The organism is Pseudomonas sp. Irchel s3b6 (genome assembly GCF_900187415.1).
Classification (GTDB): domain Bacteria; phylum Pseudomonadota; class Gammaproteobacteria; order Pseudomonadales; family Pseudomonadaceae; genus Aquipseudomonas.
This window is the reverse complement of record NZ_FYDM01000005.1, coordinates 274,620-298,241: the sequence shown is the minus strand read 5'-3', so window position 1 is coordinate 298,241 and position 23,622 is coordinate 274,620. Positions and strand designations below refer to the sequence as shown.

At 59.8% G+C, this 23,622-nt stretch carries 21 protein-coding genes and 1 other RNA gene; 11 read left to right on the top strand and 11 right to left on the bottom strand.

The window, feature by feature from the left end; translation table 11 throughout:
* Nucleotides 1-916: 916 nt before the first annotated feature.
* From CKW07_RS11970 to CKW07_RS11955, 4 genes are read left to right on the top strand one after another with little or no spacing between them, the layout of a single operon-like run.
* Nucleotides 917-2,323 carry a YfjI family protein gene (locus CKW07_RS11970; RefSeq protein ID WP_073452169.1) on the top strand — a complete coding sequence of 469 codons (1,407 nt, stop codon included), beginning with the start codon at nucleotides 917-919 and terminating at the stop codon, nucleotides 2,321-2,323.
* On the top strand, nucleotides 2,310-2,663 hold the full coding sequence (locus tag CKW07_RS11965; protein WP_095145082.1) for a hypothetical protein: 354 nt from the start codon (nucleotides 2,310-2,312) through the stop codon (nucleotides 2,661-2,663). The genes CKW07_RS11970 and CKW07_RS11965 overlap by 14 nt, the downstream gene beginning before the upstream one ends.
* Nucleotides 2,647-3,627 carry an integrase domain-containing protein gene (locus CKW07_RS11960; RefSeq protein ID WP_095145081.1) on the top strand — a complete coding sequence of 327 codons (981 nt, stop codon included), beginning with the start codon at nucleotides 2,647-2,649 and terminating at the stop codon, nucleotides 3,625-3,627. The genes CKW07_RS11965 and CKW07_RS11960 overlap by 17 nt, the downstream gene beginning before the upstream one ends.
* On the top strand, nucleotides 3,627-3,896 hold the full coding sequence (locus tag CKW07_RS11955; protein WP_073452175.1) for a hypothetical protein: 270 nt from the start codon (nucleotides 3,627-3,629) through the stop codon (nucleotides 3,894-3,896). Before CKW07_RS11960 ends, CKW07_RS11955 begins: the two co-directional genes overlap by 1 nt.
* A gap of 148 nt (nucleotides 3,897-4,044) precedes the next feature.
* Here CKW07_RS11955 and CKW07_RS11950 read toward each other — a convergent pair whose 3' ends face one another.
* From CKW07_RS11950 to CKW07_RS11915, 8 genes are all read right to left on the bottom strand, one after another.
* A complete protein-coding gene (locus CKW07_RS11950) occupies nucleotides 4,045-5,301 on the bottom strand; it encodes an integrase domain-containing protein (RefSeq protein WP_073452177.1) in 1,257 nt (418 codons plus the stop codon).
* Nucleotides 5,302-5,488: 187 nt separating this feature from the next.
* Nucleotides 5,489-5,882, bottom strand: a transfer-messenger RNA (tmRNA) gene (gene ssrA / locus CKW07_RS11945).
* A gap of 97 nt (nucleotides 5,883-5,979) precedes the next feature.
* Complete coding sequence (locus CKW07_RS11940) at nucleotides 5,980-6,255, bottom strand: hypothetical protein (protein WP_095145080.1); 276 nt, start codon at nucleotides 6,253-6,255, stop codon at nucleotides 5,980-5,982.
* 211 nt (nucleotides 6,256-6,466) lie between these two features.
* Nucleotides 6,467-9,277 (bottom strand): FAD-binding and (Fe-S)-binding domain-containing protein, encoded by a 2,811-nt coding sequence (locus CKW07_RS11935; protein ID WP_095145079.1) that lies wholly within the window; start codon nucleotides 9,275-9,277, stop codon nucleotides 6,467-6,469.
* Nucleotides 9,274-9,945 (bottom strand): lactate utilization protein C, encoded by a 672-nt coding sequence (locus CKW07_RS11930; RefSeq protein WP_095145078.1) that lies wholly within the window; start codon nucleotides 9,943-9,945, stop codon nucleotides 9,274-9,276. Before CKW07_RS11930 ends, CKW07_RS11935 begins: the two co-directional genes overlap by 4 nt.
* On the bottom strand, nucleotides 9,942-11,399 hold the full coding sequence (locus CKW07_RS11925) for a LutB/LldF family L-lactate oxidation iron-sulfur protein (protein WP_095145077.1): 1,458 nt from the start codon (nucleotides 11,397-11,399) through the stop codon (nucleotides 9,942-9,944). Before CKW07_RS11925 ends, CKW07_RS11930 begins: the two co-directional genes overlap by 4 nt.
* Entirely contained in the window at nucleotides 11,396-12,220 is an 825-nt protein-coding gene (locus CKW07_RS11920; RefSeq protein ID WP_095145076.1) for a (Fe-S)-binding protein, read from the bottom strand. Before CKW07_RS11920 ends, CKW07_RS11925 begins: the two co-directional genes overlap by 4 nt.
* Before the next feature lie 146 nt (nucleotides 12,221-12,366).
* On the bottom strand, nucleotides 12,367-14,061 hold the full coding sequence (locus tag CKW07_RS11915) for a lactate permease LctP family transporter (RefSeq protein ID WP_095145075.1): 1,695 nt from the start codon (nucleotides 14,059-14,061) through the stop codon (nucleotides 12,367-12,369).
* A gap of 261 nt (nucleotides 14,062-14,322) precedes the next feature.
* On the opposite strand from CKW07_RS11915, the gene CKW07_RS11910 reads away from it, so the two are divergent.
* Entirely contained in the window at nucleotides 14,323-15,090 is a 768-nt protein-coding gene (locus tag CKW07_RS11910; protein ID WP_095145074.1) for an FCD domain-containing protein, read from the top strand.
* Between the two features lie 68 nt (nucleotides 15,091-15,158).
* Here the strand turns inward: CKW07_RS11910 and smpB are convergent, their stop codons facing one another.
* Nucleotides 15,159-15,641, bottom strand: a complete 483-nt coding sequence (gene smpB, locus CKW07_RS11905) for an SsrA-binding protein SmpB (protein ID WP_095081682.1) — start codon at nucleotides 15,639-15,641, stop codon at nucleotides 15,159-15,161.
* Between the two features lie 118 nt (nucleotides 15,642-15,759).
* On the opposite strand from smpB, the gene CKW07_RS11900 reads away from it, so the two are divergent.
* The 3 genes from CKW07_RS11900 to CKW07_RS11890 are packed head-to-tail and all read left to right on the top strand — an operon-like array spanning nucleotide 15,760 to nucleotide 17,912.
* Nucleotides 15,760-17,163, top strand: coding sequence for a sodium-dependent transporter (locus CKW07_RS11900; protein WP_095145073.1), 1,404 nt, complete (start codon nucleotides 15,760-15,762; stop codon nucleotides 17,161-17,163).
* 7 nt (nucleotides 17,164-17,170) lie between these two features.
* The gene (locus tag CKW07_RS11895) at nucleotides 17,171-17,605 is read left to right on the top strand and encodes a type II toxin-antitoxin system RatA family toxin (protein WP_095145072.1); all 435 of its coding nucleotides are present in this window, start codon (nucleotides 17,171-17,173) and stop codon (nucleotides 17,603-17,605) included.
* Nucleotides 17,598-17,912, top strand: coding sequence for an RnfH family protein (locus tag CKW07_RS11890; protein WP_095145071.1), 315 nt, complete (start codon nucleotides 17,598-17,600; stop codon nucleotides 17,910-17,912). The genes CKW07_RS11895 and CKW07_RS11890 overlap by 8 nt, the downstream gene beginning before the upstream one ends.
* Before the next feature lie 59 nt (nucleotides 17,913-17,971).
* On the opposite strand, the gene CKW07_RS11885 is transcribed toward CKW07_RS11890, so the two are convergent.
* On the bottom strand, nucleotides 17,972-18,496 hold the full coding sequence (locus CKW07_RS11885) for an outer membrane protein assembly factor BamE (RefSeq protein WP_095145070.1): 525 nt from the start codon (nucleotides 18,494-18,496) through the stop codon (nucleotides 17,972-17,974).
* A 97-nt stretch (nucleotides 18,497-18,593) separates the two neighbouring features.
* Here CKW07_RS11885 and fur point away from each other — a divergent pair, with 97 nt between their 5' ends.
* Nucleotides 18,594-18,998: a ferric iron uptake transcriptional regulator gene (fur, locus tag CKW07_RS11880; RefSeq protein ID WP_095081672.1), complete on the top strand. Its 405-nt coding sequence runs from the start codon at nucleotides 18,594-18,596 to the stop codon at nucleotides 18,996-18,998.
* 74 nt (nucleotides 18,999-19,072) lie between these two features.
* Here the strand turns inward: fur and recN are convergent, their stop codons facing one another.
* Entirely contained in the window at nucleotides 19,073-20,746 is a 1,674-nt protein-coding gene (gene recN, locus CKW07_RS11875) for a DNA repair protein RecN (RefSeq protein ID WP_095145069.1), read from the bottom strand.
* A gap of 251 nt (nucleotides 20,747-20,997) precedes the next feature.
* Between recN and grpE the strand changes: the two genes are divergently transcribed.
* Entirely contained in the window at nucleotides 20,998-21,564 is a 567-nt protein-coding gene (grpE, locus tag CKW07_RS11870; RefSeq protein WP_095081668.1) for a nucleotide exchange factor GrpE, read from the top strand.
* 102 nt (nucleotides 21,565-21,666) lie between these two features.
* Entirely contained in the window at nucleotides 21,667-23,583 is a 1,917-nt protein-coding gene (dnaK, locus tag CKW07_RS11865) for a molecular chaperone DnaK (RefSeq protein ID WP_095145068.1), read from the top strand.
* Nucleotides 23,584-23,622 lie beyond the last annotated feature (39 nt).

Sequence of the window (23,622 nt, the reverse complement as noted above, 5' to 3'; positions counted from 1 at the left end):
CCATCAGTAATTGCCCTCAATCTCTGTCAAGTGCAACGCAGTTTCAGCATTAGAACCGAGCTTGTCGTAGAACTATGTCTAGAGATGTGGCGACTCCGGCGACAGCGGCGACAACCCATGCAGCACGGGGCCTGGAGCGTGGCGACAAAAGTGGCGACAGTCGCCACTTTTTGCACGCTTTGGCCGTGACGCTTGACCGTCTTTTCGAGTGGGTATAAAAATTGGTGCACGGACCGCTGTTGTTGACAGCACCAGCCCAGGTAGCCAGAACCTTTAAGGCTACGCCACTTGCGTGGTGGTTCTCCCGAAGTGCGATTAGCGTCCGGCGGCTCGCACGGTCACTCCCCAAGAGTGATGGATGCCCACTCGACTGATCTGCCCTCTGCGGCAGACGATGAACCTTCCTCGCTGCGCTGCAGCAACCTCACCTTTCGGCACACTTCGTTGCGCCAGACTGCGCCCGTCTCTTTCTGCTGGAAAGAGACGGGCGCTCGTACCACTGCTGCAAACCACGCCGTACAAGGCATTGCCGCAACTCTCCTCGTGACAATCGGCCTGACAAATCTGATTCGTCGCCATCCGCATCGATACAGGCACCGGTGCCGCAGCCTTTGGAAGGGCTGCACCTGACTGACAGTCAGGCATGCCCCAGGTGTCCATGTCGTTGCCTTCTCCTGCTCAGGATCTCCAGGTGCCGAACTCGTCAGTGTCGGCACAGCCTCCACCCGCCCGCATCTTCGGATGCGACTAAGGAGGCCAGATTCATGGGTTCATGCCCTCGCTCCCGGTCGTAAGGAGCCGTGTGTTCCGCGTCAGTGAACACCTCACAGGCCGCAGGGGCCTTGATCCCTGATAACACTCAACAGCCGTGGCGGGACTACGTGAGGACAACCAGCAATTACCGAGGAGAGGGCCCATGCAGCAGTTAGATCCGAAGCTTGAACTACCACGACCGCCTCGACCGCTGATTGAGTCAAACCCCGTGGCCGAGCCTTATCCGGTCCAGGCACTGGGTGGAATTCTTGGGCCTGCGGTTGAGCGCATGGCCGAGGTCATCGGCGTGCCCCAGGCACTGGCCGCACAATCGGTCTTGGCTGCCTCGGCGCTAGCCACTCAAGGTCATGCGGGCTTGCAACTCGATGGACGAAATTACCCCCTGTCGCTGTTCCTGATTACAGTGGCCGCGTCAGGTGATCGCAAGACCGCGGCAGATCGTTTTGCATTGCTGCCAGCACGGCAATGGGAGCGTGAGCAGTGGCAGCGCTACCGTGAACAACTCGCCCGGTACCGTGTCGCGCAGCGGCAGGCGCAGCGTATCAACCCTGGCTATCCCGACCCCACAAACGGCGTACCGCTTGAAGCGGAGCCCTCTGCACCTAGGCTGATCACCACGGATCCGACTATCGAGGCCCTGATCAAGGGACTCTGCCATGACTTGCCGAGCATGGGCCTGTTCTGTGACGAGGGGGGACAATTCCTCGGTAGCAGCACCATGAGTCGAGATAACCGTTTGAAAGCGGTTACGACCTTGTCGTCACTCTGGGACGGCAGTCCGATAGATCGCGCGCGGTCCATGGTGGGTGAAAGCTTGCGAGCTTACGATCGACGCTTAAGCCTGCACCTGATGCTGCAACCGTATCTAGCCATGCAGTTACTCAGTGACCCGTTGCTGCTGGGGCAAGGCATTCTCGGTCGCTGCCTCATGACCTGGCCCACCAGCCTGGCCGGACAACGCAGTTACCAGGCTGTCGACTTGTCCAAAGACCCCGCCCTAAAGCGATATCACCACCGTCTTTCGGCCCTGTTTCATCAGCCTTGGTCGCTTTCCGCTGACGGTGCCTTGCGGCTGTCACCGCTGAGCCTCAGTCCACTGGCTCGTCGTCGCTGGATTGATCTGCATGATGCCATCGAGGCCCAGTTGGGTGAGTTTGGCGAGTTGGCCAGCGTACGGCCTAGCGGATCGAAGGCCGCCGACAACCTGCTGCGCGTCGCCGGCAATCTGGCAGTCGTGGAGGAGAGCAGCGTCGTGGAGGTCGATCATATCCAACGGGCCTCGGCCTTAGTCGGCTATTACCTCTCCGAGATCCAGCGCCTGACCGAACAGGAACCGGTGTGCCGGGTAAAAGAGGAGGCAGACCGGCTGCTGCGCTGGCTGCAGGTCAAAGATTGGAAGCGCTTCAGTATTCGGGAGCTGAATCGCAATGGTCCCCGATTTGCCCGTAAGAGCAGTCGTCATGCCGCCAAGCTGTTGGTCGAGTTGATTGATCATCAGTGGCTGAGCACCGACGGTTGTACCTTCGAGGTGCGCCATGTTCAATCTTGATGAAGCGCTGCGCAACCACCTGGCTCAGCGCCAAAAGGAGCCGAAAGCGCGGTTTGTCGCCGCGACTGTCGCCACTTTGTCGCCACGCTCAAAGCCAGGCAGGACAAGGGTTGTCGCCGGTGTCGCCGGTGTCGCCACCACCCATAAAGCTATCACCTCGCCGACAGCCATCATCCAATGGTTGAAAGAGGAGGGCGCGCATCTCTACGTCTCCGATAACAGGCTGTGTTTTCGTCCGACGGATTGGGCCCAGCTCGCCATCGTGAGTGCGTACTGGCAAGCCCTTTTGCATGATCTCGCTGCAGTCGATCAGGAACAGAAAAATGGCTCGGGTCGGTAAGCGAGCGGGACGTAATTTTGGCTTCGGTCGCCAGCTCAGCTATGCCGGACCGCAAGCACTGAGAGATCTGTTTGGCGACGGCCATTTTGCTACCGTCAAAGCCCATAGCGATCGCTGGCAGGCATTCGTGCGTTGGTGTCGATCCGAGGAAGGGCCAAGGCTCAATGACGCGCGACAGATCGACCGCGAGATCCTTATGCGGTACGCCTTCCATTTGCGCGAGCAGGTTGATCAGGGCAACGTCGGCATCGCCACCGCACAGAACCGCCTGTCCAGCGTGAACCGAACGATGGCCGCGCTGCGCGGTGATCAGTACGTCAAAATCCCCAGTCCGAGCAAGGCGCTTGGCTTGCAGCGCTCAGGTGTGCGTAGTGAGGCCCCGCAAGGCCAAGACCGTGTCCAGGTCGAGTTGATCACACAGGCGTTGTCAGAGCGAGGCCAGCAATCGAGGGTGAGTGCCATTGTGCTCCTTGCTCGGGAGACCGGCATGCGCCTGCGTGAAGCGATCTTGGCGGACTTGCCCCGGCTGCAACGTGAGGCTCGGCAACTGGGCAAGATCAATATCCAGGACGGCACCAAAGGCGGTCGATCAGGCGCATCTGCACCGCGTTGGATTGCGGTCACGGATCAAGTTCGTGGCGCCCTCGACAGGGCCAGCGAGGCTTCACCCAAGGGCAGTCGGAATCTGTTAACACCTGATGAAAGCTACAAAGATTTCTTACAGACAATCGTGCGACCGGCACGGGACATCCTGCATGAGCATGGATTGAAAGGCTTTCATGAACTGCGGGCGGCTTACGCCTGTGAGCGCTATGAGCAACTGACCGGCTTCTCCGCGCCCATCAATGGCGGTCGTGGTCATCGAGACGATCGAGCACTCGATCAGCGTGCACGCCAGCAGATCAGCCACGAGTTGGGGCATAACCGCATCGACGTGGTGAGTGCCTACATCGGAGGTCGTTGATGAAGTCCGAGTTCGATATGGCGTTGTTTCTGAGTCCCGTGCTCAAAGGTGCGCATGCCACGCGGCAGCGGCATATCAGGCAGGCAGAAAGGATGCACAAGGCGATTCGTGAGCGCTGGAGTTGTGCGACCCCCTGGTCCTGGAAGGAAAAGCACACCAGATGGTTTTTAGAGCACTATCTGCGTTGCTCAGCACCAGCGACCGTCTATTACTATGAGTTAACAGCAGGGCTGATCCGCCGCAGAAAGGCGCAACTCGTGGTTGTCTGATAGACGCTTTTAAGCGTGAGCCCCTGAGTATGGGAATGCGGAGCCTTCCCATACTCAGGGGCTTGGCCGAAGAAGCGCAGGCATGCGGCAGATTTAGCGACAGTCGCCACTTCAGTCGCCCTGCTGCACGACACGGATTGTCGCCGGCTCAGCGTATCGGCACGACGTTACGGTCCCTGGTTTGATTGATGGCGGATGCCGACAGGCTGCCGGTGGCTGCCTTCTGGATATGTTCACTCCACCAGGCCATCATCGGACGCCGGCGTTCGATGTAATCCGCCCGGTTGTAGGCGCTTCGAACTTCGTCTTTATCGACATGCGCCAGCGCGACTTCGATCAGCTCCGGATCCCATCCATGTTCGTTCAGGATTGTGCTGGCCATGGAGCGCATTCCGTGGCTGACCAAGCGGTCCTGAAAACCCATTCGTTTCAACGCCATGTTGGCTGTTTGGCTATTCGCGTGGGTGCGCGGGTTTCTATCTGACGGGAACACATATTCCCTGTGGGCGCTATGGGGCTTAAGCGTCTCCAATAACGAGAGTGCATGTTCGGTCAGCGGGATTGTGTGCGGACGACGCTTTTTCATTCGCTCCGGAGGGATGGTCCAGAGGCGTTTGTCGAAGTCGATATCTGCCCATCGGGTGGTCGCCGCTTCGGAGGGGCGGGTCATGGTGTGCAGCTGCCATTCGATCAGGCAGCGGGTCGTCCGCTTGATGCTGGCGTTCGCGATTTCCATCATGAGCTCGGGAAGCTCATCAGCTGGTAGCGCGGCCATGTTCTCTTTTTTGGGTTTCTTGAAGACCGCTCGAATGCCGCTGAGAGGGTTGGCAAAGATCATTCCGGAATTGACCCCGTAGGTCATGATCTCGTTAAGGCGCTGGCTTACCCGCTTCACGGTCTCGAGGCTACCTTTGGCCTCAATCGGCCGAAGGAGCTTGATGACCATCGGGGCATTCACTTCTGATAGCGGCGTTGATTTCATGCTCGGAAATACATGCAGCGTGAGTGAGCGCCAGATGTCTTCGGCATACGCCGGGGTGACGGAATCCTTCTTCAATTCGAACCACGCGGTGGCTACGTTCTCGAACGTATGTTCCGTTTCCGCTCGTTTGGCTTCCTGCAGTTCATTACGCTGAGCTTTGGGGTCGATGCCCTGTGCAAGCAGCTCTCTAGCCTCAACGGTTTTCTTTCTGGCTTGCGCAAGAGAAACCTCGGGATAAGAGCCGAGTGCCATGTTGATTCGATTCTTGGTGACGGGATGCCGGTAGTTGAAATTCCACTGCATCGAGCGATTGACTCTGACACGGAGCTGAAGCCCGTCGCCATCGGTGAGGACGTAATCCTTGTCTCTCGGTTTGATCGCCTTGAGCTGGCGGTCGGAGAGGCGGGTGGTTTGAGCGCACATGAGAAGTACTCCATGACACTTTTTGGTATTCCCAAGATTAGCCCTGGGTAGCCGGGAATACCATTGGGAATACCAAATCGCCTGGAACTCTAAAAACCTCGAAAGCCCCCAATAGCCCTGAAACCCCCGTATTCACTGGATTTCAGGCACAAAAAAAGACGTCCGTGGACGTCTTTAGATGATGAAGTGGTGGAGCCGGGGGGAATTGAACCCCCGTCCGCCAGTACTCCGCTGTCGGTACTACATGCGTAGCCGTGTCTATTAAGTTAACCCTCAGCGACCCGACGGGCAGGGTGCTTTGGGCGAGTTGTGTAAGTTTTAGCCGCTTCGTCCACAACGTACTGCACGGCGATTCTGTTCTATATGACAATCACTTTGGGTTTACAGACATCCCCTGATGATTGCTGGACCCGAAGGTACCAGGAGGGAAGGGCTAAGGCTGCTTACGCAGCGAGAGCGTATTCCCCGTAGGTTTCGTCATTGGCAACTATAGGAAGTTGCAACAGTGGATTTACGAGTTCTGTTACCAACTCGGCATGCACCTAAAGTTTCGCAACCGGCGTCGAATCCAAAGCGGCCCCGAACTCACTGCTCTGTGAATCAATGTGAGCAGCAAGCCTGTGTAGTGTACGCCAACGCAGGCGATAAGGCCAACCCGAAGGTTGGCCTGGCCGTACGTCAGCCCTTGTCGGGGCTGCGGGTCTGGATTTTTGTCAGCACACCTTGAGTGATTCCGATGCATTCCTTGTGGTCACCGGCGGCCTGGGCTGCTTTTGCGTTCTCCAAAGAGCCTTTTACGTTGTCCTTGGCGTTCTCTGGGGCAGCGGGATCAGCGTCCAGTGCCTGCTGAATGAGTTTGATATTACTTTCACAAAGGTCTTTATCCGCCGCAAACACCGGCGACGCCAACAGTGCCGCGGTGATGAACATTCCAGCAATTGCAGTGTGCTTCATGGGTATCTCCTTGTGCATGAGGGCTCGGTGCGACCGCTCGAGGTGGCGGTTTGCCGAGGGGGTTATAAGCCCGTTCAGGGGACTTAGTTAAATGACTATAGCCGCACGCAGGAAATCGGTAATTTTTTGCAACGCGAATGCGGCTTGTGGGGAATGTCGCCAGGGACAATGAAGAAAGGGCCGAGCGGCCCTTTCTTTTATTGCGGATCGCTTACCGCGAGCGCGCCTGTGTCACGCGGTCCACCAGGTAGACCAGCCCGTGATAGTCAATCCCGCCATGCTGGCTGAGGCCGATTTCACAGGTGCGGCTGGTAGAGATGCCTTCGCTGCAGTCCTGCACGGCGTCCTTGAGGGTGCGCAGTGAGTGAGCGTTCAACTCCGGTGTGGTGAAGCCCTTGTCACCGGCAAATCCGCAGCAGTGAATGCCTTCCGGGATCACCACGTTTTTACTGCAACGTCGGGCCAGGTCGATCAACGCCTGGCTTTCGCCCAGGTGCTGGGTGCTGCACGTCACGTGCACGGCGATCGGTGCTTCCTGGGGCGTGAACTCCAGTCGATCCATCAAATGGGTGCGAATGAAGCGCACCGGGTCGTAGAGGTCCAGGCGTGTCTCACCCAGGTCTTGCACCAGGCGCAAGGTGCAGGGGCTGGTGTCGCAATAGATCGGATCGAGCCCGCCGCGACTGGCGTGCAGCAAGGCGCCAATCAGTTCCTGGCGCTTGTGTTCGGCTTGTTCGGCGTAGCCTTTGGAGGCGAATGGCTGGCCGCAGCAGAGGTTGTCCAGGTTGTCCGGAAATACCACCTGATAGCCGGCCTTTTCCAGCAGGCCACGGGTCTTGTCGTGCAGCGACATTTGCTCGGTGTCGGCGGCTGCCGGGCCCATGACCCGCGACACGCAGGCCGCCAGGTACACCACGCGCGGACGCGCATCGTCGAGCGCCGGACTGAAGCGGATGGCCCGCTCCGGTTGGGGCATGGCGTTGGTCCACTGGGGGATGTTGCCGTTGGACAGCTTGCTCAACGCGGCCGAGACCTTTGCCAGTCGAGGTGCGCCCAATAGCTTTCGTGCACCGTTGGCCACATGCAGGGTCAGGCGGGCGCCTTGCAGTGCCGTGGCGAAGTTTTCTTCGAGCAAGGTCGCGGTTTTCTGATGGGTAGCGGTGCGGCCGCGCAGTTTTTTCACCAGTTCGCCGGTGTTGATGCCCACGGGGCAGCGCTGGGCGCACAGGCCTGTGGCGGCACAGGTGTCGAGGCCCTGGTATTGATAGGCCGCTTCCAGTTCCGAGGTGTCAATGCCGGCGCGTTTCTTCGCCTGGATGTCACGCCAGATCACGATACGTTGGCGCGGGCTCAGGGTCAGTCCCTTGGACGGGCAGACTGGTTCGCAGAAGCCGCACTCGATGCACTTGTCCACAATCTCGTCGGCAGCCGGCAAGGGCTTGAGGTGCTTGAGGTGAATCTGCGGGTCCTCGCTCAGGACCACGTCCGGGTTGAGGATGCCGTTGGGGTCGAGCAGGCGCTTGAGTTGCCACATCAACTGATAGGCATCGCTGCCCCATTCCAGCTCGACGAAGGGCGCCATGTTGCGGCCAGTGCCATGTTCGGCTTTCAGCGAACCACCAAACTCCACCGCGACCAGTTGCGCCACGTCGTCCATGAACGCTTGATAGCGTACGACTTCTTCCGGGCTGTTGAAGCCTTGGGTGAAGACGAAGTGCAGATTGCCTTCCAGGGCGTGGCCGAACAGGATCGCTTCGTCGTAGCGGTGCTTGTCGAACAGCGCGATCAAGCGGTTCACGCCGATCGCCAGTTGCTCCACGGGGAAGGTGACGTCTTCGATGATCACTGTGGTGCCGGTCTTGCGCACCGCGCCGACAGCGGGGAAGGTGTCTTTGCGAATCGCCCAGAGCCTGGCGTTTTCCGCGGGGTCTTCGGTGAAGTCGACCTGTTTCTCCACCGGGAACGGGGCCAGTGAAGACATGATCTGCGCCAGTTGCTCATGCAGCAGCGAGGAGGACGCGGCGCGAGACTCGATCAGCAGCGCGCAGGCGTTGGCCGACAGTTGCTGGACGAAGGCCGGCATGCCGGGTTTGTCCTGCACCGAGCGTAGGCTACGGCGGTCCAGAAGCTCCACCGCCGCCACCGGCTGGTTTTTCAGCACGGTCACCGCGTTGCAGCAGGTTTCCACATCGGCGAAGACGATCAGCGCCGAGGCTTTGTTCGGGTGGTCGATCACCGTGTCGTAGGTCACTGCGCTGATAAAGCCCAGGGTGCCTTCGGAGCCCACCAGAAGGTGGCTCAAGATATCCACAGGCTCGTCGTAATCCACCAAGGCATTGAGCGACAGGCCGGTGGTGTTTTTCAGACGGTATTTGTGGCGGATCTTCGCGGCGAGTGTGGCATTGGCCCGGGTCTCGCGGCCCAGGGTCGCCAGACGCTCCAGCAGTTCGGCGTGGCTGTCGCGAAAGGCCGCGACGCTGGCGGCATCTTCGGTGTCCAGGCGGCTGCCATCGGCCAATACCAGGCGAATACCGGCCAGGGTGTGGTAGGTGTTTTGCGCGGTGCCGCAGCACATGCCGCTGGCGTTGTTGGCGACGATACCGCCGATTTTGCAGGCGTTGATCGAGGCCGGGTCCGGGCCGATCTTGCGTCCGAACGGTGCCAGCCAGGCGTTGGCCTGGGCGCCGATGACCCCAGGTTGCAGACGGATCTGCGTGCCCTGGCCACGGATTTCCCGACCATTCCAGTTATCGCCGAGAACGATCAACACCGAGTCGCTGATGGCTTGCCCGGAGAGGCTGGTGCCGGCCGCGCGGAACGTCACCGGGACCTGATCGCGCTGGGCCAGTTTCAGCAGGGCAACCACTTCGTCTTCGGACTCGACGCGGATCACCAGCTTCGGGATCAGCCGATAGAAGCTGGCGTCGGTGCCAAAGGCCAGGGTCGAGAGCGGGTCATCGAAACGCCGCTCCCGGGGGATCAGTTGCTGCGCATCGCGCAGGAAAGCCGCCGGTAGGGTCATTGGTCCTCCAGGATCAGCACCACCAGGTCTTTCGGGCCGTGGGCGCCATAGGCCAGGACTTGTTCGATGTCCGCGGTTTTCGACGGGCCGGACACCAGCAGGGCGTTGGTCGGCATGCCTTGGGCCCAGTTGAACTCGCACTGTACCTGATAGAAGTTGTCGCGGATTTCACTGGCCTTGAGCAGGGCGAAATGCACCGGTGGCACCAGGCTCATCAGACGTGGTTCTTCGCGAGTCGGCCAGAGGATCAGGCTGCCGGTAGCGGCAATCGCGCCCAATGTGGTGGTCAGACTGGCCGGGGTATCGTTGAACAGCTCGGCTTTCCATTCCTCGACCGGACGGTCGTAGGCTTTTAGCGTCGGCAGGTCGGGATGGTTCGCCCAGTGTTGCGCGACACGTTGCCCGTGGGGTGTCGCCGGAGCAATCAACAGGCTCGGCAATTGGCGCTCGCGCAGCAAGTGTGCGAGCAACTCGGGCCAGCCTTCGCCAGACGTCAGGTGGATTTCGGTGTGCACCGCTTCCATCAGCTTGCGCAGCTGCGGGATGCGTTGTTCGGCGGTGTAGGTGTAGGGCTCGGTCACCAGTGCTTCGTCGAAGTTGTCCGCCACCGGCGTGGTGCCGGTCAGGCTGTTGCGCAGCTTGGCGAGGATGTTCTGCTTGGCACTCATCGGCGATCTCCCTGTTTGCCCAGATGCTCGCGGGCCATGTCGTGCAGTGAGCGGACGGCGGGTTTTGGCGCACTGTGGTTTTGCGTCCAGGGGCCGAGGTTATTTGGCGTGAGGGCGCGCAGGCGCGTGGCGAAGAAGCCGAACAGGCGATACAGGGTCGGTGAGCTGTTGAGTCTGGCCCAGGCGTTCCAGATGAAACGCTCCTTGCGCGAGTACTTGCTGCCCTGGCCGCGCATGACTTGATGCGGGCTGTCGGGAGCCTTGACGTTTTCTTCGCGCAGGCGCCGCAACAGGGCCGGGATCGGAATCTTGACCGGACAGACTTCACCGCAGGCGCCACACAAGGACGACGCGCTCGGGTGGTCCGGGACTTTCGCCAGGCCGACCATGTGCGGGGTGATGATCTTGCCGATCGGGCCGGGATAGACCTCGCCATAGGCGTGGCCACCGATGCGGGTGTAGACCGGGCAATGGTTCATGCAGGCGCCGCAGCGGATGCAGTTCAGGGTCTGGCGCAGTTCACTGTCGGCAAAGGCCTGGCTGCGACCGTTGTCCAGCAGCACCAGGTGCACTTCTTGCGGGCCGTCGAGTTCATGGGCCTTGCGCGGGCCGGAGATCATGTTGACGTAGGTGGTGATCGGCTGGCCGAGGGCCGAGCGGGTCAGCAGCGACAGCAACGGCACGACATCGCGCAGGTTTTCGACGACTTTCTCGATCCCGGTGACGGCAATGTGCACGGGCGGCACGGTGGTCGACATGCGGCCGTTGCCTTCGTTTTCCACCAACAGCAGGGTGCCGGTCTCGGCCACGGCGAAGTTGACGCCGGAGACGCCGATGTCGGCCTCGAAGAACTTCTGTCGCAAGACTTTGCGGCCGATCTGGATGAGTTGGTCAACGTCCTTGGTGTACTCCACGCCAAGTTTGTCGTGGAACAAGGACGCGACCTGACCGGCGTTCTTGTGGATCGCCGGCATAATGATGTGTGAAGGCTTCTCGTGGTCGAGCTGGACGATGAATTCGCCCATGTCCGATTCCAGGCATTCAATGCCCTGTTCAGCGAGGACATGGTTCATCTCCATCTCTTCGCTGACCATCGATTTGCCCTTGATCACTTGCCGCGCCTCGTGAGCGCGGATGATCGAGAGGACGATGCCATTGGCCTCGTCCACCGTTTCCGCCCAGTGCACTGTCACACCGTTGCGGGTCAGGTTCTGTTCCAGTTGCTCGAGCAGGTCGGGCAGCTTGGAGAGCGCGCGAGCCCGGACGGCATTGCCCAGGGCGCGCAGGTGTTCTCTTTCATGGGCATCGCTGAAGGACGTTGCCCGCTTGGCCATCAGTGAATCCATCGCACTGCGAAAGTTGTTACGCAGTTGCTGGTCGCCCAGGGCCTTGTGAGCCCGGGCGCGAAAATCTTCTTCGACGGCAACCGTCGGAATCAGTGTGGAAGTGCTCATGCAGCACCTCCCGTACGCCGCCAGAGGAAGCTGGCCAGATGTTGGCCGCGCAACGCTTCCTGCTGTTTTTCCAGTGCACCGTTGATGTTCATCAAACAGCCACAGTCCGCGCTCAGCACCTGGTGTGCACCGGATTCCTTCAGTGCGCGGGTCTTGTCAGCGACCATCGCTCCAGAAATGTCTGGCATACGGACGCTGAAAGTCCCACCAAAGCCACAGCATTCGCTTTCATGGCTGTGGTCGACCCGTTCCACATTGCCCAGTTGCGCCAACAACGCGCGGCCGTGCAGGTGGGTGTTCATCTCGCGGCGTGCCGAGCACGAGGTGTGCAGGGCGACCTTGACCGGTTCGCCGCTGTCCTTGAGCTGCACCTTGCAGACGAACAGCAGGAATTCGGCCAGCTCATAGGTCCGTGCCGCCAGGGCCTGGACCTGTTTCAAGGTGTCCGGCTCGTCCTTGAACAAGTCGGCGTAATGTTCGCGCAGCATGCCGGCGCAGGAGCCCGACGGCACCACCACCGGATAATCTCCGGCAAACAGCGCCAGTTGCGAGCGCGCCACGGTCCTGGCCTGTTCGGTGTAACCCGAGGTGTAGGCCGGCTGTCCGCAGCAGCTTTGCCCTTGCGGGTACTCCACTCGAATGCCTTCGCGTTCGAGCAGGTGAATCGCATCCATCCCGGCCTCGGGATAAAACAGGTCGACCACACAGGTGCCGAACAGGTAGACCCGCTGCGGTTTTACGCTGGGGTACTGGCGCGGTTCTGGCAGTGGCGGGGCGACACGGGTCGCGTTCGGCACAGCGTTGTAAAAAAGCTCGCTCATCAGGCGTGTCTCTCGGCCGGTTATCCGTCCGCTGAGGCTGTTGACTGTAAAGCGCGAAGCTTTCAGCAACCTTGCAGACCGGGTTGTGAGTCGCAGACGCCGGGTTCAAGGCCCGGCGTCGGTTTTTTCCGTGTTACCTATAGCGCTTAGTGCACCAGCATGCCGGTGAACCAGTAGGCCTGGGCCAGGGTGATCAGGCCGACAATGGTTGCAAAGAATAGGCTGTGCTTGAGGGTGAAGCGGAACAGGTCCGATTCCTTGCCCACCAGGCCGGTCGCGGCGCAGGCCACCGCGATCGATTGCGGCGAGATCATTTTACCGGTCACGCCACCGCTGGTATTGGCCGCCACCAGCAGGGTGTCATTGACGCCGATCTGGTGCGCGGTAGTGGCTTGCAGCGAACTGAACAGGGCGTTGGACGAGGTGTCCGAGCCTGTCAGGAACACGCCCAGCCAGCCAAGGAACGGCGAGAAGAACGGGAAGGCCGCACCGGTGCCCGCCAGTACCAGGGCCATGGTCGACGACATGCCCGAGTAGTTGGTGACGAAGGCGAATGCCAGCACCATCCCGATCGACAGAATCGGCCAGCGCAGTTCAACGAAGGTTTCCTTCAAAGTGGTCAGACCAGTTTTGAGGTGGATCTTCAGGACCCACATCGAAATCAGCGCGGAGAAGAAAATCGCCGTGCCGGTCGCCGAAATCGGGTCCAGCTTGAACACGGCCGCAATGGCGGTCGGGGCCGTCACGATAGGGGCGACCTTGATCACCATTTGATCCAGGTGCGGGATGGCGAAGTTGAACACCCAGCCGTACATCGAACCGCCTGCGGCAAACATCGCCTTGAACGGTTTCAGGGTCCAGATGGTGACCAGTACGGTGAGGATCAGGAACGGCGACCAGGCCTTGATGATTTCACCCAGGCTGTACGGCGAGGCAACGGTGGTGCGCTTCTGGCCAAAACCGCCGACGCTGGCAGTGACCGCTACGCTCGAGGTCGCACCGGCGATTTGCGCGCCCGCCGTACGTTTTGGCTGCCAGACTTTGAGGAACAGGGTCAGGGAAACCAGGCTGGCCAGGGCCGAGGTAATGTCCGGCAGTTCCGGGCCAATGAAGTTCGAGGTGAAGTACTGAGTGATGGCGAAGCTCAGGCCGGCGACCAGCGCCGCAGGCCAGGTTTCACGCACGCCACGCAGGCCGTCCATCATGAACACCAGCCAGAAGGGCACGAACAGCGACAGCAACGGCAACTGGCGGCCGGTCATGGCGCCGATCTTGAAGGCGTCGATGCCCGTGACCTGGCCGGCGACGATGATCGGGATCCCCAGGGCGCCGAAGGCCACCGGTGCGGTGTTGGCGATCAGGCACAGGCCCGCCGCATACAGCGGGTTGAACCCAAGGCCCACCAGCAGGGCTGCGGTGATGGCGACCGGCGCGCCGAAGCCGGCGGCACCTTCCAGGAATGCACCGAAGCAAAAGCCGATCAGCAGCACTTGCAAGCGCTGGTCGTCAGTAATCGACAGCACCGAGCTGCGGATCACTTCGAACTGACCACTCTTGACTGTCAGTTTGTAGAGGAACACCGCTGCCACGATGATCCAGGCAATCGGCCACAGTCCGTAGGCAAATCCATAGCCCGCCGCGGCGAAGGCCATGTCGACCGGCATCTGGAAGGCAAGGATCGCCACCAGAATCGACAAGGCCAGGGTGATGCTCCCGGCCACGTGTCCTTTGAGGCGGAACACGGCCAGAGCCAGGAAGAAAAACACGATGGGGATAACGGCCGCGAGCGCGGACAAGCCGAGGCTGCCGAGCGGGCTGTAGAGCTGTTGCCAGGTTTGCATATGGGGTGGCCCCTAATTGTTGTTGGTCAGGCACTGATCAGCGTTCTTGGACAATTGGTAAGACCAATTTACAATCGCTGTGGGCTAGGTTAAAAGCCTTGTGGGCGGTGTGTCAATTTGCCGCCCTAAAACTTTTGTCGAATGAGCGCAGCAGGGCTGATCTGATCTGCTTGATCAGGGGCGTTCTGGTAGGTGCTGGCACGGCGTCAATAGGCCAGAATAGAGAGCCCGGCGAACCGTCGGGATCGTGGAGAGTGAGTTATGGGGTTTGATCAGATTCGTCAGCGCCGTTTGTCTGACGATATTGTCGAGCAGCTTGAGGGAATGATCCTGGAGGGCACGCTGAAGTCCGGTGAGCGGCTTCCGGCAGAGCGCGCCCTGGCCGAGCAGTTCGGTGTTTCACGCCCTTCATTGCGCGAGGCCATCCAGAAGCTGACCGCCAAGGGCTTGCTGGTCAGCCGCCAGGGGGGTGGCAATTACGTGGTGGAATCCCTTGGCTCGACCTTCAGCGATCCGCTGTTGCATCTGCTGGAGAGCAACCCCGATGCCCAGCGCGACTTGCTGGAGTTTCGTCATACCCTGGAGGCGTCATGCGCCTACTACGCGGCGCTGCGGGCGACGGAGGTCGATCGCGAGCGGTTGACGGCGGCATTTGAGCGGTTGCAGGACTGTTATGCGCGCCATGAAGAGGTGAGCCGTGCGGAAGAGGGCGCGGCGGATGCGCAGTTCCACCTGGCGATTGCCGAGGCCAGTCATAACGCGGTGTTGCTGCATACCATTCGCGGGCTGTTCGATCTGCTCAAGCGCAACGTGGTGACGAACATTGGCGGCATGTACAAGCAGCGCACGGAAACCCGTGACATGCTGATCGGCCAGCACCGGGACCTGTATCAGGCGATTATCGAGGGGCGGGCGGAACAGGCGCGGGAAGTCTCCAGCCGGCACATTCTGTATGTGCAGGAAGTGCTCGAAGAGGTGCGTCAGGAAGTGCAGCGCGTGGCTCGGGCCGAGCGGCGCAAGGGGATGTAGCGATTGAATGGGATTCAGTGTGGCGAGGGAGCAAGCCCCTCGCCACAAAGTCGCGCCAGGGAGGAGAGCTAGTCTTCCTTGCCCTTGTTGCGCACCGCGCGTTGCAACTCACGGTTGGAGTCGCGCTCGCGCTCAGTGTCACGCTTGTCGTACTCCTTCTTGCCCTTGCCCAGAGCGATCTCGCACTTGATCAAGTGCTTGCTCCAGTACAACGACGTGCAGACGCAGGCGTAACCTTTCTGCTGCACGGCGGCAAACAGCTTCTCCAGCTCGCGCTGGTTGAGTAGCAGTTTGCGCGAACGTGTCGGGTCGGCAATGACGTGGGTGCTGGCGGTGGTCAGCGGGGTGATATGACTGCCGAGCAGCCAGGCCTCGCCATCCTTGAGCAGCACATAACTGTCGACCAGTTGTGCCTTGCCTGCACGCAGACTCTTTACTTCCCAGCCGGCCAGGACCATGCCAGCCTCGAACCGCTGTTCGATGAAGTAGTCGTGTCGCGCTTTTTTATTCTGCGCGATGGTCCCTGTTGGGTGTTTCTTCTGTTTAGCCATAGGGGCGGCATTATAGGGAGTTGCACGCGAGTCGGCTACGGTGAACCTGCATGCTTGAGCGCATTGAGTGAATCCCGGACAATGCGCCCTCTTTTTTGATCGGTTGGGCGTGTCAACAATGTCGTCAGACAAGGTTTCAGTCCACGGCAGTTGGGCTAGCCGTTGGGTTTTCATACTCGCTGCGACCGGTTCAGCCGTGGGGCTGGGTAGTATCTGGAAATTCCCTTACATGGTCGGCGTCTATGGCGGCGGCGCGTTCGTGCTGGTGTTTCTGGCGTGCATTGCGCTGATCGGCATACCGGTGATGCTGGCCGAAACCCTGATCGGCCGTCGCGCCCGGCAAAGTCCGGCCAATGCCTTGAAGGTGCTGGCACTTGAGGCGGGGCACTCGGCGAAGTGGTCCTGGGGCGCGTTCGCCGGGATGATCACGGCGTTGCTGATCCTGTCTTTCTACAGTGTGGTGGGTGGTTGGTCGTTCGACTACATCATCAGCATGGGGCGTGGTGACTTTCAGGGGGTGACGGCCGATCAGGTCGGTGCCTACTTTGCCGGAGTGATTTCCGATCCCTGGCGCCTGACGCTGTGGCACACGTTGTTCATGCTGCTATCGGCCGCGATCATCGCCAAGGGGGTGGTGGCAGGGCTTGAGCGCAGCTTGCGGATCATGATGCCGCTGCTGTTCGTGATGCTGCTGGTGCTGCTGGGCTACAGCATGACCACCGGGCATTTCATGGAAGGCGTGCATTTCATGTTCGACTTCGATGCCTCGAAGGTACTCGATGGCTTGCTGCCGGCCATGGGTCATGCGTTCTTTTCCCTGAGCGTGGGTGTCGGGTCGATCATGATCTATGGCGCCTACATGCCCAAGCATTCGTCGATCTCCGGCACCGTTGTCGGTGTCGCCTTGCTGGATACCTTTGTCTCGCTGCTGGCGGGGCTGGCATTGTTTCCGATTGTGTTTGCAGGCGGCTTGAACCCGAGCGAAGGGCCAGGGCTGATGTTCGTCAGCCTGCCATTTGCCTTTGGCAACGTGGCGTTCGGCCAGATCATGGGCGTGGTGTTTTTCGTGCTGGTGGCCATTGCGGCCTGGAGTTCGGCCATTTCCTTGCTGGAGCCGATGGTGGCCTATCTGGTTGAGCGGACCAAGGTCCGTCGGGGCTGGGTCACCTTCTGGCTGGCCTTCAGTTGCTGGTTTGTTGGCCTGGGTACCGTGTTTTCCTTCAATATCTGGAAACAGGCCAAGTTTTTCGTGAGCGAAGGCGGCGGGTTCCACCTCTACCAGTGGGGGGCACAAGGCGGCCTGGACTTCTTTGGTGTCATCGATTTCTTCACCTCGCGGATCATGTTGCCGCTCGGTGGTTTGTGCTTTGTGGTGTTCGCCGGTTGGGTGATGGGCCGGGGTGCGGTACGCGACGAACTGTCGATCCGCAGTCCAGCCTTGTTCGCGCTGACCTTGTTCTTGATGCGCTATGTAGCGCCCATCGGCATTCTTATCGTATTTGCCGCCCAGCTGTGGAAGTGACGCTGACATGACGACTCATATTCAACGTTCGGCCCTGTTGCCGTATCCGGCACAAGCGCTGTATGACCTGGTCAACGACGTGGCGCGTTATCCGGAGTTCCTGCCCTGGTGTTCCGAGGCCAAGGTCATCGAAAGCTCTGCCGAGCACATGCGCGCCAGCGTGGGGGTGGCCAAGGGCGGGTTGAGCCAGCACTTCGTGACACGCAATACGCTGGTGCCGGGGCATTCGATCGAGATGAATCTCGAAGAAGGGCCGTTTACCCAGTTGCATGGCGTCTGGGTATTCAAGCCGCTGGGCGAGAAGGCGTGCAAGATCAGCCTGGACCTGACCTTCGACTATGCCGGGCCGATTGTTCGGGCCACCTTGGGGCCGTTGTTCAATCAGGCGGCCAACACCTTGGTCGATGCGTTCTGTCAGCGGGCCAAGCAACTGCATGGCTGAGTCGTTGATCAGCGTCGAAGTGGTGTATGCCGCTGTCGATCGCCAGGTGCTGCTCACAACTCGGGTTGCGTCGGGTACAACGGTGCGGGCGACCCTGTTGCAGTCAGGGATCGCCGAGCAATTCCCTGGGCTGGATCTGGCGAGCTGTCCTGTCGGGATCTTTGGCAAGGTCGTTACGGATCCTGATAGCCAGCAGGTTCAGGCAGGCGACCGGCTCGAGATTTACCGGCCGTTGCTGGCTGACCCCAAGGAGGTGCGTCGACTGCGTGCCGCGAAGGCAGCTCAGGCCCGGGCCCAGGAAAAGTAGGCGCCTGGCGACAGGCAAGAAAAAGCCCGGACATGCCGGGCTTTTTCTTGTGCGCTGAATTACTGCGTGGTGTCCAGGGGTTCTGGCGTCGGGACTGGAACGGTTTCTACACCGTCGACGTCCTTCTGGATCTGATCCAGCAGCGATCCCGGCTTGACCGGTTTCTCAGGCTTTGGCTGTTCGACGTTTTCAACAGGGGTGGCCACGGTAGTGCCGCTGTCCTTGCCCATCAAGGCCTCGTCACGGCTTACGCCCGGCATGAAATCGCCCGACAGGCTGACCAGTTGATCGTTCGAGTTGAAGATAACGCTGACGCGTTCCTGTTGGCGTTCACCGCCGCCAGGCTGCAAGCTGTACAGGTAATCCCAGCGATCGGCATGGAACGTGTCGGTCAGCAGAGGGTTGCCCATGATAAACCGTACTTGCCGACGGGTCATTCCCGGGCGTAACTGGTCTATCATGTCCTGCGTGACGACATTGCCCTGCTGGATGTCGATTTTGTAAACCCCGGGGAATGAACAACCGGCGAGTGCGAGCAGTCCCACGAAGGTGAAACTGGTTAGCAAGAGCTTGGTGTTTTGCATCGGTGGGCGACTTCCACTATCTTGGCTGGGACAACGTAAACGCCGATCATACCCGCATTAAGAGAAGCTGCGAAGCAGCATCGCGAGAAAGCTGACCATGGTTGAAAATAGCGAACTACGCAAAGCAGGCCTCAAAGTGACCCTGCCACGGGTCAAGATTCTGCAAATGCTTGACTCCACCGAGCAGCGTCACATGAGTGCCGAAGATGTCTACAAGGCACTGATGGAAGCTGGTGAAGATGTCGGTTTGGCCACGGTTTACCGTGTACTGACCCAATTCGAAGCCGCTGGTCTTGTGGTCCGTCACAATTTCGACGGCGGCCACGCGGTCTTCGAGCTGGCGGATGGCGGCCACCACGACCATATGGTCAACGTGGAGTCCGGTGAAGTGATCGAATTCTTCGACGAAGAAATCGAAAAGCTTCAGAAGGCGATCGTCGAGAAGCACGGCTTTGATTTGGTGGATCACAACTTGGTGTTGTACGTACGCACTAAAAAGTAAGCATGTCGCGCAGGTTCTGGCCTGCGAAACGAACGAAGGCGACCCAAGGGTCGCCTTCGTGCTGTCTGGCGGAGTTAGTTCTTGGCGGTCACGACCATTTTCCTGGCGTGGGCCAGGGATTCCTTGGTCAGGTCGATGCCGCCCAGCATCCGGGCCACTTCTTCGATTCGCTCATTCTTGCTCAGCCTGGACACGGCGGTGTGCGTGGCTTCGTCGCCGCGAACCTTGTGGACAAACAGGTGCTGATGCCCTTGCGAGGCTACTTGCGGCAGGTGGGTGACGGTCAGGACTTGCCCGCGGTCCCCGAGGCGGCGCAGGAGTTGGCCGACAATTTCCGCGGTAGGGCCGCCAATGCCCACGTCAACTTCGTCGAACACCAGGGTCGGTATGCGTGATGTTTGCGCCGTGATCACCTGGATGGCCAGGCTGATGCGCGACAGCTCACCGCCCGAGGCTACCTTGGCCAGGGCCTTGAGGGGTTGCCCGGGGTTGGCGCTGACCAGCAGTTCGACCTGCTCAAGGCCGTTGGGCAGCAGTTCGGTGCTGGTGTTGGGCCGTAGCTCGATGGTGAAGCGGCCGCCCGGCATGCCCAGGCGCTGGATTTCCTGTTCGACGGCATGGGCCAGGCTGCTCGAGGCCTGGTGGCGTAGATCGCTCAGTTCCCGGGCCTTTTCATGATAGTGCCGGGCGTATGCCCCCAGTTCTTCGCTCAGGCGCTCGATGGACTCGTCGTTGGCATTGAGAGTCTCGATCTCGTCCATCAGTCGCTGCGCAAGCTCGGCGACTTCGGTGGGCTGGATTCGATGTTTGCGCGCCAGGGTGTAGATAGTGTCCAGGCGTTCTTCGAGTTGCTGGAGGCGTGCCGGGTCGGCATCGAAGTTGTCGAGGAAGCGGTTCAGTTCGCCGACCGCTTCTTCTACCTGGATTTGTGCGCTGGTGAGCAGGTTGGTGGCTTCGCCCAATGCGCCCACCGAATTGTTCACGCTGGTCAGGCGATTGAGGCTGGCCGTCAGGGCGTTCAATACATTGCCCGAATCACTCTCGCTGCACTGTTCGACCACCTGTCGGCAAATGCCGAGCAGGGTTTCGGCGTTGGTCAGGTTTTTATGCTCTTGCTCAAGCTGCTCCAGTTCGTTCTCGCCCAGGCCGAGGTTTTCCAGCTCTTCGAGTTGATAACTGAGCAGTTGGTGGCGGGCGCGTTGCTCGTCGCCGGAGTTGGAGAGGCGCTCCAGTTCCTGGCGGGTCTGGCGCCAGCGCTGGGCCGCAAGCTGCACCTGGCGGGCAAGGTCCGTCGCCCCCGCGTACTCGTCCAGCAGTCGGCGGTGGGTGTCGGTTTTCAGCAGCGACTGGTGTTCGTGCTGGCTGTGAATATCGATCAGCAGTTCGCCGAGGGCCTTGAGGTCGCCAAGGGGGCAGGGGCTGCCGTTGATGTAGCCGCGCGAGCGACCTTCAGCGGTGATCACCCGGCGCAGGATGCACGGGCCGTCGGTGTCGAGGTCGCGCTCGGCCAGCCAGGCGCTGGCTTCCGGAATATCGGCCAGGTCGAAGGTGGCCAGGATGTCTGCCTTGTCCGCGCCTGGGCGTACCACGCCGCTGTCGGCGCGATCACCCAGGGTCAGGCCCAGGGCGTCGAGCATGATCGACTTGCCGGCGCCGGTTTCCCCGGTGATCACGCTCATCCCGCGATCCAGTTCCAGGTCGAGGTGTTCAACGATGGCGTAGTTATGTACGGACAGGTGCACCAGCATAGAGGCCGCTCCCAGGCTAAAAAGTCTGGTTATTTATACAGTGTTTTATTTGTGCCTGACAATGCCCGTGTTTAGCTCGATTTGCTTGGTACCAGGTTTTTTTTAAAACCCGCTGTAATGACCCGTCGGCAGTTTTTGTGCGGGGAATGCTGCCTGGTGCAAGGCAGGCCCTTGAACCTGCAAATTGCGACCCCATATACCGGGGCAGAAGCGCGAGTCGAGTTCGCGCACGATTTTGAAAGGAGAAATCTATGGCTGACGAACAGACGCTGGATACGCAAAATCTAGACGCCAATCAGGCTCCCGAAACATCGGGTGAAGACCTGGTGGCTCGTGTGCAAGTGCTCGAAGAGCAACTGGCCGGCGCTCAGGATCAGGCTTTGCGTGTTGCGGCTGATCTGCAGAACGTCCGCCGTCGCGCCGAGCAGGATGTAGAGAAGGCTCACAAGTTCGCGCTGGAAAAGTTCGCTGGCGACCTGCTGCCGATCATCGACAGCCTGGAGCGCGGCCTCGAGCTGTCCAACCCGGATGACGAAAGCATTCGTCCGATGCGCGAAGGGATCGAGCTGACCCTGAAAATGTTCCAGGACACCCTGAAGCGTTATCACCTGGAAGCGGTCGATCCTGAGGGTGAGCCGTTCAACGCCGAGCATCACCAGGCGATGGCTATGCAGGAAAGCGCCGACATGGAACCCAACAGCGTGCTGAAGGTGTTCCAGAAGGGTTACGTGCTCAACGGTCGCCTGTTGCGCCCGGCCATGGTCGTGGTCAGCAAGGCCCCGGCGCCGGTTGCGCCGTCGATTGACGAGCAGGCTTGAAATCCGCCGCAAGGCCCCCATTTATAAGTCAAGCGTTTAAGTGCTACCGCAGTTAGCCACCACTGCTGCGGCAACCAAATCCAAAGTTTCGGGAGAGTGAACATGGGCAAAATTATCGGTATCGACCTGGGGACTACCAACTCCTGCGTCTCCATTCTTGAAAACGGCAACGTAAAAGTTATCGAGAACGCCGAAGGCGCGCGTACCACGCCGTCGATCATCGCGTACGCCAACGATGGCGAAATCCTGGTTGGCCAGTCGGCCAAGCGTCAAGCCGTGACCAATCCGCATAACACCCTGTACGCGGTGAAGCGTCTGATCGGTCGTCGCTTCGACGAAGAAGTGGTACAGAAAGACATTCAGATGGTCCCTTACAAGATCGTCAAGGCTGACAACGCCGACGCCTGGGTTGAAGTGAACGGCCAGAAAATGTCGCCGCCACAGATCTCGGCTGAAATCCTGAAGAAAATGAAGAAAACCGCCGAAGACTACCTCGGTGAAGCCGTGACTGAAGCGGTCATTACCGTTCCGGCTTACTTCAACGACAGCCAGCGTCAGGCGACCAAGGACGCCGGCCGTATTGCTGGCCTGGACGTAAAACGTATCATCAACGAACCAACCGCCGCTGCGCTGGCTTACGGCATGGACAAGGCCAAGGGCGATCACACCGTGATCGTTTATGACCTGGGTGGCGGTACTTTCGACGTTTCGGTTATCGAAATCGCCGAAGTGGATGGCGAGCACCAGTTTGAAGTGTTGGCGACCAACGGTGACACGTTCCTGGGCGGTGAAGACTTCGACATTCGTCTGATCGACTACCTCGTTGACGAATTCAAGAAAGAAAGCGGCATGAACCTCAAGGGTGACCCGCTGGCCATGCAGCGCCTGAAAGAAGCCGCTGAAAAAGCCAAGATCGAGCTGTCTTCGAGCCTGCAGACCGACGTCAACCTGCCGTACATCACTGCAGACGCGACCGGTCCTAAGCACTTGAACGTGAAAATCTCCCGCGCCAAGCTGGAAGCGCTGGTGGAAGACCTGGTTCAACGCACCATCGAGCCTTGCCGCATCGCTCTGAAAGACTCGGGTATCGACGTTGGCAAGATCGACGACGTGATCCTGGTCGGCGGTCAAACCCGTATGCCACTGGTTCAGAAGGCTGTTACCGACTTCTTTGGTAAAGAAGCCCGTAAAGACGTGAACCCGGACGAAGCGGTTGCCATGGGTGCTGCCATCCAGGGTGCGGTACTGGCCGGTGACGTGAAAGACGTGCTGCTGCTCGACGTCAGCCCGCTGACCCTGGGTATCGAAACCATGGGTGGCGTGATGACTGCGCTGATCGAGAAAAACACCACGATTCCTACCAAGAAATCGCAAGTGTTCTCGACTGCCGACGACAACCAGGGCGCTGTAACCATCCACGTGCTGCAAGGCGAGCGTAAGCAAGCTGCTCAGAACAAGTCCCTGGGCAAGTTCGACCTGGCCGAGATTCCACCAGCACCACGTGGCGTGCCACAAATTGAAGTGACCTTCGACATCGACGCCAACGGCATCCTGCACGTAGGCGCCAAGGACAAGGCCACCGGCAAGACTCAGTCGATCGTGATCAAGGCTAACTCCGGTCTGTCCGAGGAAGAAATTCAGCAGATGATTCGTGATGCTGAAACCAACGCCGACGAAGACCGCAAGTTCGAAGAGCTGGCAACGGCTCGCAACCAGGGCGACGCGCTGGTTCACTCGACGCGCAAAATGGTTGCGGACGCTGGCGACAAAGTGACTGCTGAAGAGAAGACTGCAATCGAAGCCGCAGTGGTTGCCCTGGAAGCCGCTGTTAAAGGCGACGACAAGGCCGCTATCGAAGCCAAGGTTGAAGAGCTGTCGAAAGTCTCCGCTCCAGTGGCGCAGAAGATGTACGCCGAACAGGCTCAGCCAGCTGAAGGCGCGGCACAGCAGGGCGAATCGGCTGAAAAGGCTGACGACGTTGTCGACGCTGAGTTCGAAGAAGTCAAAGACCACAAGTAAGTTGTTGGTCGGCCGGTTGACTGCCTTTGTGCGGTGACT

Excerpts from the sequence above, each read along its gene's own strand:
- recN (WP_095145069.1), bottom strand. The coding sequence starts at position 20,746 with ATGCTGGTGCACCTGTCCGTACATAACTACGCCATCGTTGAACACCTC.
- CKW07_RS11920 (WP_095145076.1), bottom strand. The coding sequence starts at position 12,220 with ATGAGCGAGCTTTTTTACAACGCTGTGCCGAACGCGACCCGTGTCGCC.
- CKW07_RS11950 (WP_073452177.1), bottom strand. The coding sequence starts at position 5,301 with ATGTGCGCTCAAACCACCCGCCTCTCCGACCGCCAGCTCAAGGCGATC.
- grpE (WP_095081668.1), top strand. The coding sequence starts at position 20,998 with ATGGCTGACGAACAGACGCTGGATACGCAAAATCTAGACGCCAATCAG.
- CKW07_RS11890 (WP_095145071.1), top strand. The coding sequence starts at position 17,598 with ATGGCTGAGTCGTTGATCAGCGTCGAAGTGGTGTATGCCGCTGTCGAT.
- CKW07_RS11925 (WP_095145077.1), bottom strand. The coding sequence starts at position 11,399 with ATGAGCACTTCCACACTGATTCCGACGGTTGCCGTCGAAGAAGATTTT.
- CKW07_RS11935 (WP_095145079.1), bottom strand. The coding sequence starts at position 9,277 with ATGACCCTACCGGCGGCTTTCCTGCGCGATGCGCAGCAACTGATCCCC.
- CKW07_RS11955 (WP_073452175.1), top strand. The coding sequence starts at position 3,627 with ATGAAGTCCGAGTTCGATATGGCGTTGTTTCTGAGTCCCGTGCTCAAA.
- dnaK (WP_095145068.1), top strand. The coding sequence starts at position 21,667 with ATGGGCAAAATTATCGGTATCGACCTGGGGACTACCAACTCCTGCGTC.
- CKW07_RS11965 (WP_095145082.1), top strand. The coding sequence starts at position 2,310 with ATGTTCAATCTTGATGAAGCGCTGCGCAACCACCTGGCTCAGCGCCAA.
- CKW07_RS11910 (WP_095145074.1), top strand. The coding sequence starts at position 14,323 with ATGGGGTTTGATCAGATTCGTCAGCGCCGTTTGTCTGACGATATTGTC.
- CKW07_RS11970 (WP_073452169.1), top strand. The coding sequence starts at position 917 with ATGCAGCAGTTAGATCCGAAGCTTGAACTACCACGACCGCCTCGACCG.
- CKW07_RS11915 (WP_095145075.1), bottom strand. The coding sequence starts at position 14,061 with ATGCAAACCTGGCAACAGCTCTACAGCCCGCTCGGCAGCCTCGGCTTG.
- CKW07_RS11940 (WP_095145080.1), bottom strand. The coding sequence starts at position 6,255 with ATGAAGCACACTGCAATTGCTGGAATGTTCATCACCGCGGCACTGTTG.
- smpB (WP_095081682.1), bottom strand. The coding sequence starts at position 15,641 with ATGGCTAAACAGAAGAAACACCCAACAGGGACCATCGCGCAGAATAAA.
- CKW07_RS11900 (WP_095145073.1), top strand. The coding sequence starts at position 15,760 with ATGTCGTCAGACAAGGTTTCAGTCCACGGCAGTTGGGCTAGCCGTTGG.
- CKW07_RS11930 (WP_095145078.1), bottom strand. The coding sequence starts at position 9,945 with ATGAGTGCCAAGCAGAACATCCTCGCCAAGCTGCGCAACAGCCTGACC.
- CKW07_RS11885 (WP_095145070.1), bottom strand. The coding sequence starts at position 18,496 with ATGCAAAACACCAAGCTCTTGCTAACCAGTTTCACCTTCGTGGGACTG.
- CKW07_RS11960 (WP_095145081.1), top strand. The coding sequence starts at position 2,647 with ATGGCTCGGGTCGGTAAGCGAGCGGGACGTAATTTTGGCTTCGGTCGC.
- fur (WP_095081672.1), top strand. The coding sequence starts at position 18,594 with ATGGTTGAAAATAGCGAACTACGCAAAGCAGGCCTCAAAGTGACCCTG.
- CKW07_RS11895 (WP_095145072.1), top strand. The coding sequence starts at position 17,171 with ATGACGACTCATATTCAACGTTCGGCCCTGTTGCCGTATCCGGCACAA.